The organism is Thalassobacter stenotrophicus (assembly GCF_001458315.1).
Lineage (GTDB): Bacteria > Pseudomonadota > Alphaproteobacteria > Rhodobacterales > Rhodobacteraceae > Thalassobacter > Thalassobacter stenotrophicus.
Map to the genome: position 1 here is coordinate 106,202 of NZ_CYRX01000030.1, position 12,890 is coordinate 119,091.

General features: G+C 57.5%; 15 protein-coding genes. 9 read left to right on the plus strand and 6 right to left on the minus strand.

Annotated elements, in window-relative coordinates:
- Positions 1-164: 164 nt before the first annotated feature.
- Positions 165-614: a DUF411 domain-containing protein gene (locus tag THS5294_RS10600; protein WP_058123728.1), complete on the plus strand. Its 450-nt coding sequence runs from the start codon at positions 165-167 to the stop codon at positions 612-614.
- On the opposite strand, the gene THS5294_RS10605 is transcribed toward THS5294_RS10600, so the two are convergent.
- Positions 611-1,282 (minus strand): Crp/Fnr family transcriptional regulator, encoded by a 672-nt coding sequence (locus THS5294_RS10605; protein ID WP_233486463.1) that lies wholly within the window; start codon positions 1,280-1,282, stop codon positions 611-613. The two genes, THS5294_RS10600 and THS5294_RS10605, sit on opposite strands and share 4 nt — an antisense overlap.
- Between THS5294_RS10605 and THS5294_RS10610 the strand changes: the two genes are divergently transcribed.
- Both THS5294_RS10610 and petA read left to right on the plus strand, forming a co-directional pair.
- On the plus strand, positions 1,249-1,773 hold the full coding sequence (locus THS5294_RS10610) for a hypothetical protein (protein WP_058123729.1): 525 nt from the start codon (positions 1,249-1,251) through the stop codon (positions 1,771-1,773). The genes THS5294_RS10605 and THS5294_RS10610 overlap by 34 nt on opposite strands.
- Positions 1,774-1,881: 108 nt before the next feature.
- Positions 1,882-2,439 (plus strand): ubiquinol-cytochrome c reductase iron-sulfur subunit, encoded by a 558-nt coding sequence (gene petA, locus THS5294_RS10615; RefSeq protein ID WP_058123730.1) that lies wholly within the window; start codon positions 1,882-1,884, stop codon positions 2,437-2,439.
- Positions 2,440-2,509: 70 nt separating this feature from the next.
- Here the strand turns inward: petA and THS5294_RS10620 are convergent, their stop codons facing one another.
- Positions 2,510-3,577 carry a helix-turn-helix domain-containing protein gene (locus THS5294_RS10620; RefSeq protein ID WP_058123731.1) on the minus strand — a complete coding sequence of 356 codons (1,068 nt, stop codon included), beginning with the start codon at positions 3,575-3,577 and terminating at the stop codon, positions 2,510-2,512.
- Between the two features lie 226 nt (positions 3,578-3,803).
- Between THS5294_RS10620 and THS5294_RS10625 the strand changes: the two genes are divergently transcribed.
- Positions 3,804-4,688 carry a recombinase family protein gene (locus THS5294_RS10625; protein ID WP_058123732.1) on the plus strand — a complete coding sequence of 295 codons (885 nt, stop codon included), beginning with the start codon at positions 3,804-3,806 and terminating at the stop codon, positions 4,686-4,688.
- Between the two features lie 129 nt (positions 4,689-4,817).
- On the opposite strand, the gene THS5294_RS10630 is transcribed toward THS5294_RS10625, so the two are convergent.
- The 3 genes from THS5294_RS10630 to THS5294_RS10645 form a co-directional block, all read right to left on the minus strand.
- Entirely contained in the window at positions 4,818-5,111 is a 294-nt protein-coding gene (locus THS5294_RS10630) for a helix-turn-helix domain-containing protein (protein WP_058123733.1), read from the minus strand.
- Positions 5,108-5,449, minus strand: a complete 342-nt coding sequence (locus THS5294_RS10635) for a type II toxin-antitoxin system RelE/ParE family toxin (protein ID WP_058123734.1) — start codon at positions 5,447-5,449, stop codon at positions 5,108-5,110. The genes THS5294_RS10630 and THS5294_RS10635 overlap by 4 nt, the downstream gene beginning before the upstream one ends.
- 371 nt (positions 5,450-5,820) lie before the next feature.
- Positions 5,821-6,048, minus strand: coding sequence for an AbrB/MazE/SpoVT family DNA-binding domain-containing protein (locus tag THS5294_RS10645; RefSeq protein ID WP_058123736.1), 228 nt, complete (start codon positions 6,046-6,048; stop codon positions 5,821-5,823).
- Between the two features lie 464 nt (positions 6,049-6,512).
- On the opposite strand from THS5294_RS10645, the gene repA reads away from it, so the two are divergent.
- The 3 genes from repA to repC all read left to right on the plus strand — a co-directional run bounded on the left by repA (position 6,513) and on the right by repC (position 9,974).
- Positions 6,513-7,712, plus strand: a complete 1,200-nt coding sequence (gene repA / locus THS5294_RS10650) for a plasmid partitioning protein RepA (protein WP_058123737.1) — start codon at positions 6,513-6,515, stop codon at positions 7,710-7,712.
- The gene (repB, locus tag THS5294_RS10655; protein ID WP_233486464.1) at positions 7,712-8,680 is read left to right on the plus strand and encodes a plasmid partitioning protein RepB; all 969 of its coding nucleotides are present in this window, start codon (positions 7,712-7,714) and stop codon (positions 8,678-8,680) included. The genes repA and repB overlap by 1 nt, the downstream gene beginning before the upstream one ends.
- 238 nt (positions 8,681-8,918) lie before the next feature.
- A complete protein-coding gene (gene repC, locus THS5294_RS10660; RefSeq protein ID WP_058123739.1) occupies positions 8,919-9,974 on the plus strand; it encodes a plasmid replication protein RepC in 1,056 nt (351 codons plus the stop codon).
- A gap of 212 nt (positions 9,975-10,186) precedes the next feature.
- Here the strand turns inward: repC and THS5294_RS10665 are convergent, their stop codons facing one another.
- Positions 10,187-11,389 (minus strand): Fic family protein, encoded by a 1,203-nt coding sequence (locus tag THS5294_RS10665; RefSeq protein WP_058123740.1) that lies wholly within the window; start codon positions 11,387-11,389, stop codon positions 10,187-10,189.
- A gap of 293 nt (positions 11,390-11,682) precedes the next feature.
- Between THS5294_RS10665 and THS5294_RS10670 the strand changes: the two genes are divergently transcribed.
- Both THS5294_RS10670 and THS5294_RS10675 read left to right on the plus strand, forming a co-directional pair.
- Positions 11,683-12,153: a hypothetical protein gene (locus THS5294_RS10670; RefSeq protein ID WP_233486465.1), complete on the plus strand. Its 471-nt coding sequence runs from the start codon at positions 11,683-11,685 to the stop codon at positions 12,151-12,153.
- A gap of 40 nt (positions 12,154-12,193) precedes the next feature.
- Positions 12,194-12,890, plus strand: a 697-nt coding sequence (locus tag THS5294_RS10675; protein ID WP_058123742.1) for an ArdC family protein, incomplete at its 3' end; no start/stop codon positions are given.

Genomic DNA, 12,890 nt, shown 5'->3' on the forward strand with positions numbered 1-12,890 from the left:
TTAAGGGCAAAAATATCGGAATTAAAGGCAAAATCTCATATTTAAGGGCAAAGGTTGGCCGTTGATTTCGTTGGATTTCTCATCTCACAATTAAGGGCTACGCGACACCTCGACAGTGCCGCTCCTGATGCTAATCTCGAACGCAATTCAAAAGGAAACCACACATGAAACGACGTAGCTTTCTGCTGACCGGCGCTGCCGCCACAATCGCGCTTCCGGCCATGGCCGATGCCGAACCCATCATAAAGGTTGTCAAAACCCCGACCTGCGGATGCTGCACGGCCTGGGTTGATCATGTCCGTCAAGCCGGATTTCAGGTCGAGGCCCAGGATGTCGATCAGGACGCCCTCTATGCGCTGAAAAATAGGCTCCAGATCGCGCCGGAGCTGGCCGGGTGCCACACCGCCGTGGTTGGCGATTATTTCATCGAGGGCCATGTGCCGGCTGAAGACATCGCCCGGCTTCTTTCAGAGCAACCCACGGCGCGCGGGCTAAGCGTGCCGGGTATGCCGATGAGTTCCCCCGGCATGGGCGGTCCCGGTGCCGGCGATACGTTCGATACGCTGCTTGTCGGGCCCGATGGCGCGACATCGGTCTTTGCCAGTCACAGCTAGGTCAATCGGTAGGTTCCGCGGGACGGGTTGTTGACCCGGCCCGCTTCGACAAGCGCCCGCAGCGCACGGTAGGTTGCCTCATGCGTCAGCTGGAGGCGCGCGGCTAAGTCGACGACGGTGCCATCCAGAAGACCCGCGACGATCCCCGCCATCACCCGATCCTCGGCCCGTCGGATGCCGATAATTTCCACGATCTGCCGGTGCGCCTGAACCTGTTGGGCCGCCTGGCGTCCATAGGCCCGCGCAAAGTCCGGGTTCGCGAAGGCGGCGAGAACCGCGGATTTGTCGATCCGGACCAGCTCTCCAGCGTCCATCACGATGGCATCGCAATGATAGCGCTCCGAAAAGACCGAGGCTTCGGCAAAGCTGGTCCCGGATGTCGCCCGGTGAATGATGAGCCGCTCGCCATTCGGACCAACCCGTTCGAGATGCACACGCCCGGTCTTCAGCACATAGAGGCCCAGTGTCCTTGCACCCTGTCGAAAGAGCACGTCGCCAGCCGCAATTGTTTGCGATTGACGCGCAGTTGTCGGGAGAAGGTCGTAGGGCTCTGGCAGCATATGATTGAAATCATATTCCAGCGCAGGCCTGCGTGCTAGGAAAAAGGCATCATATTGTTCAAAAGGATCCCGCCATGCGCCTTGTTGCTCTTCTGCTTGCCTTGTCATTGTCTGGACCCGTCGCGGCCCAGCACAACCATTCCGCGACCGGGCATGCGATGCCGGGTCCGCAGGAAACCGGGCAATCCGCTTTTGCCGCCATGGCGGAGATCGTGGCGTTCCTGCGCGCCGATCCGGACACCGATTGGGCAAATGTCGATATCGCGGCTCTGAGGCGACATCTGGTGGACATGGAGCTTGTGACGATGGCGGCCGAGGTTACCCGCAGTATGCGGCCCGCCGGTATCCGGTTCGAGGTCCGGGGGGAACCGCGCGTTCTCGAAGCCATTCGCACCATGGTGCCTGCCCATGCGCCGTTCCTGGCTGCCGAGACGGGTTGGGAGGTCACGACAGAGGATCTCGGGGATGGTGTTGCCCTCCTCGTCGATGGCGATTCCGACCAGATACCGGGTCTTGGGTTCTTCGGTCTGATGACCATCGGCGCGCATCACCAGGAGCATCATCTCATGATGGCAAAAGGCGCACCACCCCACCATTGAGCCGATGATAGGCCACAGTTTCCCTCCGCCAGCCCCCGGGTTGCAGACAAAACATTACAAAACCCGCGTTGACGTTCCGGCGCGGGAAGGCTGCACATTTGCGATGCTATGGATGCCACCGACGACACTGAACGCAGGGATTTCCTGTACTATGCCACTGCTGGCGCGGGCGTGGTCGCCTCCGGTGCGGCGCTCTGGCCGCTGATCAATCAGATGAACCCTTCGGCGGATGTGCGCGCTCTGGCGACAATCTCGGTGGATATCTCCGGGCTCGCCGAAGGCACGCAACTGACCGTCAATTGGCGCGGAAAACCCGTCTTCATCCGCCACCGGACGCAAGCGGAGATGGCCCAGGCGCGTGAACAGGCGGTCTCCACCTTGCCGGACACCGATGCGCGCAATCTCAATCTTCCCGGCGTGGCCACAGCGCGGGATGAGAATCGCGCCATTCCGGGCCATGACGCCTATCTGGTGATGATCGGTGTCTGCACGCATTTGGGATGTGTCCCGCTTGGCGATGGCGCGGGCGATTTTGGAGGGTGGTTCTATCCCTGCCACGGGTCACATTACGATACCGCGGGTCGTATTCGCAAAGGCCCCGCGCCGGAGAACCTGCACATTCCATCTCTGGCCTTGTCCGACAACATGGTGCTGACGCTCGGGTAACGCACTTCAATGGCTGACCGTATACTTACCGCCTGAATTCAGAGCATAATTCAAATGGTTGCCGATAAGCTTAGTCCGCAATGCACCACATACGATATCGCCCGTGCCCCGTCACCTCGCGAATCAAACCGCTTTCTTCCATCCACGCCAGATTTCGCTGAACAGCGGAGCGACTCGCTTTGGTCATTGCCTCAGCCATTGGGGCGGAGACCAGAGGCCACTCCGTGAGAACCTTTCGCAAGGCGGCTGGCGTCCGACCAAACAGTTGCTCCATGACGTTTTCTGCCCGCCCGGTCCACGCTTCAATATCATCAAGTGTTCGCATCGCCGTCAGAATTGCACTGTTCATCCCATCCAACCAGCGGGCCAAGCGTTCGGCTGGCGAACCCGAAACGCGCAGCCCCCCTGCCCCGCCCATGGCGAGCGGCGCGAAGATGGCGCCGCTTCCATCGCTCGCCGCAATCCTGGACGCGGTGGCGGCGGCTTCGATCTGGTCGCCGTGCTGTCCGAGGCCCGCCAGACTCCAGAGATGAAAACCCATGCAAGCCCGCGTGATTGGATGGAGCTCGGCTGCGGCTGTCATTACATCCAGCCATCCGCCCGCGCGATCTTCGAAACGCTCAGCGCTGTCTTCAATGTTCTCGGGATCGCGGCGATCCAGGAAGGCGGCCAAGTCAACCTTCGGTCCGGGACCGCCTGTCAGGCGTCGAACAGCCCATCCAACTCTTGCCAGGGCATTTGGGTCATCCTGTGCGCCTGACAGCCGCATCGATACCCAAAGGGCCAGACGATCAGCACTGACCCGATCCCCTGCGAACCAGCTGAGGTCTGCCGCCTCGATCAGTGCGAGGCGGTGCCGCCAGCCTTCAGGACCGCGCAGCAGGCGGTCATCCAGAGCACCCAGGCGTCCAGCAACCCGTGCGAGTCGCGCAGCGTGAACGCCTTCTGCCTTTGCCCAGTCTTCTATGACAGCTGTGTCGGGCGGTTCTGCCCGTGGCCCGGGAGGCAAATCATCCGGTTCTTCTTCGAGTGGTCCCGGCAGAAACCAGAGATCCTCTTCGTGAGCCTCTTCATCCTCCTCGATGGTGATGAGGGGGTCATTGAAATCATCAGTCAAAGCGGATGCTTGGGTTTTCATATGTGCAAAATACTGTCCTTTTGCACATTACCCAAGTGATTTTGTGGCGGTTGCCTTCGCTCTTTATATAGTATGCGCGCGCGACTGCCGGTGGAACCTCTCAGATCGCGCTCAGCGCAAGAAAACCGAGGGTTTTCGGATGAGCACCACGAGAGAACACTCTCTTGCATTCGTTTCCAAACGGTCGTTTATTGGCGATACCTTAAATTGCAAACGGCCGGATTTCATGCCCCTTATTGGCTATGCACGCGTATCAACCGAGGATCAGACCCCCCTGCCCCAGTCGCAGGCCCTGAAATCCGCAGGCTGCGCAGAAATCTTCGAAGAACACGCCTCAGGCGGCAATCGCGCGCGGCCGGTGCTTGCGCGCGTTCTCGAACGCGTTCAGATCGGCGACACGCTGGTCGTCGTCCGGATCGACCGGCTTGCGCGATCCTTGTCGCATCTTCTCGAGGTGATCGAACGTCTGGAGGCAAAGGGTGCCTTCTTCCGCTCCCTGCAGGACCCGATCGACACGTCCTCACCGCAGGGCAAGTTTACGCTGCAGGTTCTGGGCGCTGCGGCCGAGTTTGAACGCGCTCTGATCCGCGAGCGTACCAAGGCGGGTCTTGCCTCTGCGCGCGCCAAAGGTCGCGTTGGTGGCAATCCTGGGCTAAGCGCCAAGGATCCCGCCGCGCTGCGCAAGGTGCGGCTGGCGCGACAGGACGGCTACATGGAGCGCCTGAACGAGACCGCGCAAGATTGGGTGCCCCATGTGCGCCGCTTGCGCCCCGATATGGCTTGGGAAGACGTCTTGCGGATTATCAATGGCCCCCTGCCCCATGATCGGCACTGGACGCAAAGCCGCTTGCTCCGCGCCGTGAAAGCCTACGTGCGCGACGGGTTTCTGCCCGATGAAGTGCTGGCCCGCGCCAGGCGCCGGGATACTGACGACCGCCTGCCGGCGATTATAGCTGCGATCAAGGGTGCCGATCCTGACATCACGCTGCAGGCGATCTGCGACCGGCTGGAATCTATGCGTGAGCGCACGCCTCGTGGACGGACCACCTGGCAGCCTTCTTCCGTGAGGATGCTGCTGGAACGTGCGGAAAAGCTAGGAATGTTGGAATAGACTAGGGAACAACGTTGTCCCATAGCCGATGAGATATCGCTCACCCCGTTCGCGCGTTCAGCAGTCCGTAGAATTCACTGAGCATATCGTCGGCAGGAGCATCAAAGGAATCGCGGGTTGCGCCACGGATCAAGCGCCTCGCAGCAGATCCTGCACGACCGATGGCTTCTTTGCTATCAAGGCCAGCAGGACTTGAGCAGGGCCCGTCGGGTGTCGACGCCCATGTTCCCAGTTCAAGAGCGTGCCCTTTGCTACTCCTATGCTTCGGGCGAATTCAGCCTGTGAGAGACCAGTTCTTTGGCGAACTTCGGCCACATCAACATCGACAACGGATATCTCATGGACCTTGGCGGCCGTCATGTTTCCATCTGCGAATGCCAAGGCCTCTTCCAGGCCTTTCGACACCGATTCAAATGCAGTCATGGTGCGTCTCCATACCTTGCGACAAGCGCTTTGCTCATTTCGACTGCCGCGGCTTGTTCAGCCTTGGACAGGTTAGCCTTTTCGTTCTTGGCAAAGACCGTGATCAAAAAGATCGGCATATGGTTCCCGCCAAATACATACAACGTCCTGAAACCGCCGCTCTTGCCGCCCCCAACTCTTGGGATGCGAATTTTGCGAAGCCCGCCGCCGAGAGAAACCCCATCATCAGGATTGCCGGCAATGTAGTTGATTGCAGCCTCGCGCTCTTGTTCCGACATGATTGCTTTGGCGCGTCTTTGGAATTCGGGCAGTTCCACCACCGTCTGCAATCGTGTCATTCTAAGTCACCATTTATGCTTCCCTGACGTATAAGTCAATGGCACACGAACCGCGCTTAGCGCAACCCAATTTGTGCCACTCTTGGATATTGCCCAACTGACAGCGTTCCGACCAGATGCTTAAGGAAAGTGTAGATCGCAGCTCGAGAGCGTCGAGTGGCTTGGTCTTTCGGAAAATAGCCCTGTCATGACGTGCCAGAAGAAAGGATGCGGTGTCCTCCCGGCTGAACCCTGCATTCTTCCGACACTTAACTGCCCCTGCGTTCAGTACCTGGACACTGGTCCGGGACCCCTGCCCTTGTATTTCCTCGGCCCGATCCGCCTTTGGACAGTCTGCAATTAGGTAGAAAACGGCATTCGCATCTGCGAACTCAGCGTTCATGCACCGCGTCGCGACACATACGCGTCTCCTTGGGCAGCTTGCCCCGAAACCGCTTCAGTGCTTTGAGGATTTCATCCACGCGAGGCTTACGCCGAACACGCACAGCACCATCGACTTTGACGAGGTCGATCTCATCACCTTCCTTCAAGCCGAGTTCAAGCACAAGGTCGGCGGGCAAACGGACAGCTAGATAACTCCCCCATTTAACGACTTGCATCTTGTCCTCTCAAAGCATGGATAAAACAACGTTCAGTGTACATCCATCTCGCTCCACAAGCAAAGCCATCGCCCTGCAGGTGCGGCGGCGGAAATGCGCCGATGCGCCATCGCAACGGAACCTGTTGTCGTCCAAAAAACTTGAAGAATCATTCGGTTCGCACGGATTCAGCGGTACCATCAACCAATAATGCCTAGTCTGTTTCTCGGCGGGTAACGTTCCCTTTTTTCGAAGACGCACTCCATTAGATCGAGTTTTTAATTATCAATTTCAATATCTTAACCAAGATCCGACAGCTTGATTGAAATTGGTGCTGTGGATAACTTTTGCACTACATCTAGATTCTTCTTGCCGGACTCGCTGGATCGTGGCATTCCCATTCTGACGGCAAATTGCGTCAGACGCGTTGTGCGTCGTCAAAATGATCAAGAGCCTTAACAGAGGCCAAGAGCGGGCGGCAGGGTATGGATGATCGTAACGTTGGATATGCACAAGGCATAGGCTCTTCTGACATCGGCACGTTTGCCGACAATCTGGCCGAGTCCTTGGATCGACAGATGAAGATCGCCTTCGAACCCGAAGAGCGTAAAGCCTTGCGCCGTTTCAGCTCGACCGAAGTCGCCGGTCTCCTGCGCGTAAGCACCTCTAACCTGCGCAACCGGCACAAGGACGGTAGCTTTCCAGAAGTGCATACTGATAACCGCGGGCACCGGTTCTACACAGCCCAAGAAGTAGACGAATTGCGCAATATCTTGGAGCGCACGGGAAAGAATGCCGAATCTTATCGGCCAGGTCGACGCGATGGCGACCGACTTCAGGTGCTATCTGTCGTCAATTTCAAAGGTGGTTCGTCGAAAACAACAGCGACGATACATCTTGCACAGCGGTACGCCTTGCGCGGCTACCGTGTTTTGGTCTTGGATCTCGATCCGCAAGCAAGTTTGACCACATTTTTCGGCTTTCGGCCCGAACTCGAGTTCGCCGAAGGCGGAACAATCTATGACGCTCTGAGATATGAGGATCAGGTTCCGCTCTCTGACGCGATCCAAAAGACCTACTTTCACAAGCTCGACATGGTTCCGGCCGGCTTAATGCTCTCGGAATACGAAACCGAGACAGCAAACGCGCTCGCCCGTCGGGTGCAGCCCATTTTTGCGGAGCGCCTCGCCTTGGCACTCGAGGAGGTAGAGGCAAATTACGACATCGTACTGATCGACTGCCCTCCTCAACTCGGCTTTCTGACTCTCACGGCATTGGCGGCCTCTACAGGGCTCCTGGTGACGGTCGTGCCAGGCATGCTGGATATCGCTTCCATGAGCCAATTCCTGAAACTTGCATCAGAAACGGTAAAGGCCGTTGAAGAAGCGATTGGACGCCGTGTGACATGGGATTTCGTCAAATTCCTGATCACAAGGTATGAGCCGTCAGATGGGCCACAGACCCAAATGGCTGGCTACCTGAGATCAATTCTCGCCGGCCAGGTCATGACTGAACCCATGCTGAAGTCTACCGCAATCTCTGACGCCGGAATGACCCAGCAGACCGTCTATGAAGTTGATCCCGGCCAGTTCATCAGGAAAACGATTGATCGCGCTCTGACCAGCGTGAACGGCGTTGCCGATGAACTGGAGCAGACGATCCAAATGGCATGGGGGCGTCGCTGATGGCCAGAAACATTTTCAACCAACCTCCGAAGGACGAAAAAGGGAGTGCGGCTCCCTCCTCTACCCTGCAAAAAACTGCAAAGCTACCCGGCTCTGTTGGCGGTTTGCGGGACTCCTTGCGCGAGATCACAGCCAATTCGATCCGGGACATCGAACCCGATCAGATTGACATGGACGGCCTTCGCGATCGGTTGGTGCTGGAAGATACGAGTATCGACGAGCTTGCCGAGAGCATTCGCAAGCATGGCCAACAAGTGCCGATCATGGTCCGCCCATCGGGCCAACCCGACAGATACCGCATCATCTACGGCCGCCGTAGACTGGCAGCGATCCGCAAAATCGGAGGAACGGTCAAAGCAATCGTTCGCACATTGGACGACGACGCCTCGCTTATCGCACAGGGTCAAGAGAACAACCTTCGACTTGATCCGTCTTTCATCGAAAAATCTCTGTTTATCAGAGAGATGCAGGAAATTGGGTACAAACCAGGCGTCATTCAGGATGCTTTGGGGTTAACCCGGCAAGGCGTGTCCAACCACCGGGTCGTTATCGATCAACTTCCTGATGAGCTTGTTCAGCTTATCGGGCCGGCACATGGCATCGGAAGACGGCAGTGGGGTGATTTAGCGGCCCTATCGGGAAAGGTAGACTTGGTGAATTCGGCCAAAAAGGTGATCGCCACCCTGCCCGACGACACTCCAAGCCCCGAGAGATTTCAGGCGGTCTATTCTGCTTGCTCGCACAAGGCGCGTGCAGACAAGAAACCGACCAGTCGCGGCGTGACGTCCGTCGTCAAGAATGAGAGCGGCGGCACTGTCGGAACGCTGACAGTCGATCAGAAAGCGATCGCCATCAAGATCGCCAAAAAGGACAACCCAGAATTCGGCCAGTGGCTCGAGGAGCGTGCGGAAGCTGCGCTTTTGCAACTCTTCGATACGTGGCGGAATGAGAGCGGCTCTGGGTCCTAACCCAGGCCACATAGAGGAACCCGAGCAAAGGAGAAAAGCGGAGACCAGAAAGAAAAGAGCCCCCCAAAGTTCCCCCTGGAGAGCCCTCATCATTCGATTTGCACTCATGATGTAGCAACCTCCAGCAAACCGGTCAAGAGTCACCGATTCGGTGAACCGATTTTTATTGCCTTTTCTCAGGTAAAATCTTGGGAGGAGACAGGGAAGCTGTGGGCCAAACGGTCATCGTGATCAAATCATGGCATTTACAAAACTATCAATCGAGGCTGCTGGTGCAGATGCATCATGCGGCTCAACTACCGCTTCTGAAATCGATATCTGGACCATCTTCCGGGCCCTGAGAGACGCGCGCAGCGTGTTCGGGCTACGCCCTGGCCACATCCAGACCCTTCAAGCAATGCTCAGCTTTTTGAAACCTGGCCATGGCGAAACGGTTTTTGCGTCCAACTACACCATTTGCCAGCGCGTTGGCGGAATCGACGAACGGACACTCCGCAGGCACATCAACCGCTTCGTTGAACTCGGATTCATCAAGCGCAATGACAGCTCGAACCGAAAGCGCTACCGCGTACGCTCATCCGGCGGGGAGTGCATCAGTTATGGATTGTCTCTCACCCCTCTGCTCCAACGTGCGAGCGGGCTTATCGCCATCGCGCAAGAGATAGAGAATAACCGGCGCGATCGGATATTTATTCGCAAACAGATCCTTACAAAGCTCGCCCATTTGGAAGAGCATGATCCCAGCAACACATTCATCAGCCACGCACGGAAAGCTCTACGCAGGAAGCTAAGCCTCCCCGAATATCACGCACTGCTCACCAGTACAGATGCAGAATACCAGAGTTTATCTACCCCAGATGACCCACCAGAAACTACGGAATTGCCCGCCAATGACGGACAAACTGTCCGGCACCAATCTAAGTCTAAAAAAGAAAAAAAAGATTTAGATAACGACATAGCCGATGAAGAACTGAAGCCACACTTGCTGACCTCAGTCTGCGATCAGGCAACATCCTTCTCCACAGAGAGACTTAGAAACTGGTTGGACATTGAAAACCATGCTCGAACACTTGCACCCATGATGGGCATTCATCCAGAAACATTCGAGAAGGCAAAGAATACTGTAGGGGTTCAGAAAGCATCATGCGCGATCTTCATCATGCTACAGCTTGGAGAACGCATCAGGGATTTTGGAGCATATTTCCACAGTATCACCTTAGGTCAAAGGCAAAACCAATTTGATCCACTAGCTTTGATCAAGCGACTGTCCGAAACCAATGAGCGAACTGTCTAATGTCCACCGCGGTGGACTTCGAGCCGGAAGCGGCGTTTATGGCAGCCACAACTGTGTAAACGCACCTAGCGGCGCGTGGTGGTTGTTCAGTTTATCTCAGACCAGCAGATGTCCACTGCGGTGGACAAGTGCCACACGAGCGACCCTTGATGGAAATCTCGCCACCCATGAAAGCAATCGGCGGACAGGCATCACACCCTAAATCCCTAGAGTTATTGTGGGAGGTCACCATCTCCAAACAGGTTTGGAAACAGCCGCTCTCGATAATCCAACGGAAACGCCAACCGAACAGGCGTCTTCGGCGAGGCGGACGTCAGGTATCCGGCGGCGGTCAGTTTGCTCAGCGTGTTGCGAGCCGTGCGCTCCGACGTCTTGAGCACAATCTGCGCCTCGCCACGTTCCAGCGCACCATGCCGAAGAACCGCCGAAATCAGTTCCGGTGCGCGCTTGTCATCGATGGTATCTGCAACAAGACGACGATACCGTTGGTCCAGTCCGCCGAGATCGAACAATTTTACTGAGAAGGTGATCTGGTCGAGTGTTACCCTTAGGAACCATTCACTGTACGTCTTCAGTGCCGCTTCTGACAGGTTCCCCCGTCCGTCGCGGTCTCCGCGGCGCGGGTTGTCGGCGAGATCCATCATCCGTTTGTACTCACCCCGATCAGTCAGCCCGCGGGCCAGCCCACGCGATACGGACCAGAGCCCTTGGCCACCGATCCCCGCTATAAGGGACATGGCATGAGACATCAGTCTGCTGACACGGCCGTTGCCATCCGGGAAAGGGTGGATGTAGTTCAGACGGTGATGTGCAGACGCGATCGCGATGATCCGTCCGCTCGAAGACCGCGCCGCAATCTGAAACCGTCTGTCGAAATGGTCCATGAATGCCGCAACGCGCGATGATGAGGGGGGTAGGTGGCGTCCGACCGCAACTTCCCGATCGTCATCCTGGCGCATGCGCCCCGGAACGATGGCCTCTTGTGTGCCATCGGGATGTTCGATGACCCGAAACTCATCCGGCATCTTGTCGTAGAAGCTCTTATGGACCCAAGTCAGGAATTCGACGGATGTGGGGCGGGGCAGGGTGCCCTTGCGATGCATCTCGTCGATGGCCCGTTGAACGATGACGTGCGCCCGGGCCTCAAGGGCGAGGGGACGGGTTTCTTCCTCAAGCTCGGCACCAGCCAGCGCCCTTTCGATGTCGCGGGGGCGCGTGTTGTGTCCTTCGATCAGGTTGGAGTAGTAGCAGTTCATCACACGGACGAGATCGGCAAGTTCGGCTGCGCTGTCAGGATGCAACCCTTGTCCCAGCCCGGTGGCTTCCCTCTGGATGTCGACCGAAAGGTCTGCCAGTTCTGTGGGAATATGCTCCTCGAAGAAGCAGGGTTCGATCCTGGCGGGTGTTTCCAGCATTTTTGCCGATCTTCCATGTTTGCAAAGTAATTGAAAAATAAACACATTTCGTACTTTCAAGCAAGGTTTTGCCGATATGCGTTGCCGATCTTGCCTGCCGATCTGGAATTGCTGCATGAAATCAATGGCTTCGGCAGAAGGGCCGGGCTTTTCGGTTTTGTTGTGTGCCCAAAGGGGGCGGAAAAAGAGAAAGTGTTCTTCGGGTTTTGTGACTGACGGATGAGGGCCTTTGGGGTCCCTCAGATGGGTCCGGGCCGGGTTCCGGTCTGCCGTTCCGGATGAAGGGCATTCCTATGCAATCAGGTGTCTTGCGCGTGCTCCGCGCAACCGCCGCCTCCTGGTGGCGGCATAGAGAGCTGCGCCGAACTGGCCAGACGGCGCTGGCACAGCGGCTCGAACGCCAGACCGTCCTGCGTGATCTCGGCTATCTGAAGCAGGCGGCGTCATTGCCAAACGCGCATGTGATCTGCGGGGAGGGTGGGACATTCCTCCATCTCGGTTGGACCACCGTGTCGACCTTCGCGCCGATCGAGCGCTTTCCCTTGGCCGCCCTCGCGGTCGCACGAGGGACCCCGTTCATCGATATCCGATCCGTCACCGATGTCACCGCCTTCGCGAACTTGCCGTGCGTGGCGCGGGACGGATCGGTCGACCCTGACCCTTGCGGTCCTGGCAGGTCCGTCTCGCTGACCACCTACATCGACTTGGTCGAAGCCCTCGGTGCCAGGATCGCCAACGATCCGCGCCCCCGCCAGTCAACCTGATCACCATTCCCTCTCACCAACACTCGAAAGGAGGCCAGCCATGGCCCGATCCCGCACGCCCAAATTCGATGCCTCCGAGGTCATCACAAACGAAATCATCCGCATCATCGAGCGCGGCGTCCTGCCGTGGCGCAAGCCATGGACCGCAGGTGGCAGCTCTCGTCCCCTGCGCGTGGGCGGAGAACCCTACCAAGGGGTGAACAACTTCCTGCTGACGATGCGGACCGTGATGGCGGGCCACAGCTCTCCCTTCTGGATGACGCTGCCGCAAGCCAATGCGTTGGACGCAAAGGTCCGCAAGGGCGAGAAGTCCTCTGTCGTCGTTTATTACGGTCAAAGCCGGAAAGACGCGGGCGCATATGAGCATGACCGCAGCGACGGGGATGATCACTCCGAGGAAGCCCGTATATTCCGCTTCCAGAAATCCTACCGCGTGTTCAATGCCTGCCAGATCGAGGGCTTGCCCGACAGCTTCTTTCCGGACCCGGAGCCCGTGCCCGAGCATCCGCGGTCCGAGCCAATCCCGCACATGCAGGCGTTTTTCGATGCCATCGACATCACGACCGTCTTCACGGGCACGGAGGCGTACTATTTGCCGCCCGTGGACAAGGTCTACATGCCGTCCATCACGCGGTTCCAGGACCCGCGCAATTTCTACGGGGTCTGGGCCCATGAGCTGGCCCATAATGCCGCGCTCCGGTTTATGCCGCGCTTGTTCAGGCGAAGTCTTGTTTCCT

Coding starts and splice junctions, on each gene's coding strand:
- THS5294_RS10600 (WP_058123728.1), top strand. CDS start 165: ATGAAACGACGTAGCTTTCTGCTGACCGGCGCTGCCGCCACAATCGCG.
- THS5294_RS10610 (WP_058123729.1), top strand. CDS start 1,249: ATGCGCCTTGTTGCTCTTCTGCTTGCCTTGTCATTGTCTGGACCCGTC.
- THS5294_RS10605 (WP_233486463.1), bottom strand. CDS start 1,282: ATGACAAGGCAAGCAGAAGAGCAACAAGGCGCATGGCGGGATCCTTTT.
- petA (WP_058123730.1), top strand. CDS start 1,882: ATGGATGCCACCGACGACACTGAACGCAGGGATTTCCTGTACTATGCC.
- THS5294_RS10620 (WP_058123731.1), bottom strand. CDS start 3,577: ATGAAAACCCAAGCATCCGCTTTGACTGATGATTTCAATGACCCCCTC.
- THS5294_RS10625 (WP_058123732.1), top strand. CDS start 3,804: ATGCCCCTTATTGGCTATGCACGCGTATCAACCGAGGATCAGACCCCC.
- THS5294_RS10630 (WP_058123733.1), bottom strand. CDS start 5,111: ATGACTGCATTTGAATCGGTGTCGAAAGGCCTGGAAGAGGCCTTGGCA.
- THS5294_RS10635 (WP_058123734.1), bottom strand. CDS start 5,449: ATGACACGATTGCAGACGGTGGTGGAACTGCCCGAATTCCAAAGACGC.
- THS5294_RS10645 (WP_058123736.1), bottom strand. CDS start 6,048: ATGCAAGTCGTTAAATGGGGGAGTTATCTAGCTGTCCGTTTGCCCGCC.
- repA (WP_058123737.1), top strand. CDS start 6,513: ATGGATGATCGTAACGTTGGATATGCACAAGGCATAGGCTCTTCTGAC.
- repB (WP_233486464.1), top strand. CDS start 7,712: ATGGCCAGAAACATTTTCAACCAACCTCCGAAGGACGAAAAAGGGAGT.
- repC (WP_058123739.1), top strand. CDS start 8,919: ATGGCATTTACAAAACTATCAATCGAGGCTGCTGGTGCAGATGCATCA.
- THS5294_RS10665 (WP_058123740.1), bottom strand. CDS start 11,389: ATGCTGGAAACACCCGCCAGGATCGAACCCTGCTTCTTCGAGGAGCAT.
- THS5294_RS10670 (WP_233486465.1), top strand. CDS start 11,683: ATGCAATCAGGTGTCTTGCGCGTGCTCCGCGCAACCGCCGCCTCCTGG.